Source organism: Boseongicola sp., assembly GCF_057460485.1.
The window spans coordinates 1-2,109 of sequence record NZ_JBVCWP010000435.1 but is presented as its reverse complement, the minus strand read 5'-3'; the positions used below and the strand labels follow the sequence as shown (position 1 = coordinate 2,109).

The 2,109-nt window shown below is 57.2% G+C and carries 1 protein-coding gene and 1 pseudogene; one reads left to right on the top strand and one right to left on the bottom strand.

Going from position 1 to position 2,109, the window contains the following annotated elements:
• Positions 1 to 380, bottom strand: a pseudogene (locus tag AC221Y_RS23255) (hypothetical protein); the annotation flags it as partial.
• 273 nt (positions 381 to 653) lie between these two features.
• Between AC221Y_RS23255 and AC221Y_RS23250 the strand changes: the two are divergent.
• Positions 654 to 1,895 (top strand): glycosyltransferase family 2 protein, encoded by a 1,242-nt coding sequence (locus tag AC221Y_RS23250; RefSeq protein ID WP_486708652.1) that lies wholly within the window; start codon positions 654 to 656, stop codon positions 1,893 to 1,895.
• Positions 1,896 to 2,109: the final 214 nt, after the last annotated feature.

The following is a 2,109-nucleotide window of genomic DNA, read 5'->3' as shown; positions in this document are numbered from 1 at the left end:
GCTGGCCACAATACGATGCTCCAGCGCTCGGCCAAGGCGTCGGGCATGACCAGCGCCAATGTGCGCTGAAGCGCTCCGATACCCAGATCGACATAGCGCGACCAGTGTAAGGAGAGGCCGTCCGGAGGGACAAATTGGTATTGCGTCATGTCGAACCAAGATTGGCCAGCCAGCCAGGTGCGAACAGACAAAAGCCGCATGAAGTCGTCGTTGCCCCGAAATTCAAGCTTGTGGAAGACCGTCGGGAAGGGGATCGTCTGGCTCGCAACATAGATGAACAGCGCAAAGCCGAATATCGTCCAGTATTTTGCTGGCGTGCCCAGAACCGACACACCAGAAGTGCTGACCGCGCCGGAGCTTGTTCTGTGCAGTGCTGTCATGGGCGTCTTGCCTGCGTATAGTTGTTCCAGTGTAATTTGTGGTCATTTGTGCATGAGGCCCGGCCGGGAAGATAATAAAACTCGAGCAAGTTTGCGCCGGAACAAGGCTGGCGTTGAAAAGGTTGCGCAACTGCAACGGTTTTACCTGCGAAGCGCCAAAATATCCCGTTTCGACGAAAGACCGCCTATTTTCCAAAATAATTTGCGCGCTGACAGCGGCGCATATGGTAACCGCGATAGGGTATAGATCCTTGATTTGACACAGGTCGTTTTATGGAAGTCACTATCCTCATGCCCTGCCTGAACGAGGCGGAGACCATCGAAACCTGTGTACGAAAGGCGATGTCCTATCTCGAAAGTAGCGGTATCGAGGGCGAAGTGCTCATCTCCGACAACGGCTCCACCGATGGCAGCCAAGCCATTGCCGAGGCCTTGGGCGCCCGTATCGTGCATGCGCCGGAAAAGGGGTACGGGGCTGCCTTAGTCACGGGAATCGCCGAAGCGCGCGGCCGCTACATTATCATGGGCGACAGTGACGACAGTTATGATTTCTCGGCGCTTGGTCCCTTTGTCGAGCGCCTGCGCAGTGGTGCCGATCTGGTCATGGGCAACCGTTTTACGGGAGGAATTGCCAAAAATTCCATGCCGCACTTGCACCGCTACCTTGGAAATCCGGTGCTGTCCGCCGTGGGCCGCATCTTCTACCGCACACCGGTGGGCGATTTCCATTGCGGTCTGCGGGGCTTCAACGCCGCTGCGATCCGCGCCCTCAAACTCAATACGCAAGGCATGGAGTTTGCCTCGGAAATGGTGATCAAGTCCACGATCATGGGCTACCGGATCGAAGAGGTGCCCACGACACTTAGCCCCGACGGCCGCTCTCGGCCGCCGCATCTGCGCAGTTGGCGCGATGGCTGGTTGCACCTGAAACTTCTGATGAGTTTCGCGCCGCATTGGCTGTTCTACTATCCGGGCATCACGATCTTCACGATCGGTATTCTCCTGTTTTCAGCGCTGTTCTTCGGCCCCGTCACGATCGGCTCGTTGACGTTCGATATCGCAGCACTGATCCTGGCCTGTGCCGCGATTATAACCGGGGCGCAAATGGTCTTTTTCTACGGGCTTGCGCGGGTTTTCGCGTTCCGCTTCGGGCTTCTGCCGACGAGCGAGCGGTTTGCGCGTATGCAATCTCGCATCACCGTGGACAATGCCTGCATCGCGGGTGGGCTGTTGTTGCTGATTGCGCTCTTGGCCACATTGTGGTCGGTGAGCTTTTGGGCGCGCGCCGGTTTCGGCGACCTTGTCGCGAGCCAGATCGTCCGTCCCGCCGCGCTTGCGGTGGTCACAGCGTCTATTGGCGTCCAGACGATCACTTTCGGCTTTCTCTGGGGCATTCTTAACCAACGACTTCCCGCGCTTGGACTCGCGCCGTCCGAAGGTGTTGCGATGCCCGGTTCACAAACCGCGGACCGATCCGACCCAGACACCGGGCAGAACTCCGACACAGTCGCTTGAACGCTTTGGGAGTATATTGGCTCCGGTTCGTTCGCGCGATTGATCACGCGGCTTGTTTTTGATGTTGCAAGCGGCATTGTCGGATTGTCTGTTTCTTGGTTTTTCGCCTTCTCTCAGAATAGCTTTGTTGCGTCCGAAGTAGATTTCGAAAGGCGTTACGTTGTTCAGGCGCTCGAGAAAACGCGGGCGTGCGACGGGTATTCCTGATGACTTG

What these genes read in the sequence shown, in the direction of transcription:
- AC221Y_RS23250 (WP_486708652.1), top strand. Translation starts at nt 654, where the DNA reads ATGGAAGTCACTATCCTCATGCCCTGCCTGAACGAGGCGGAGACCATC.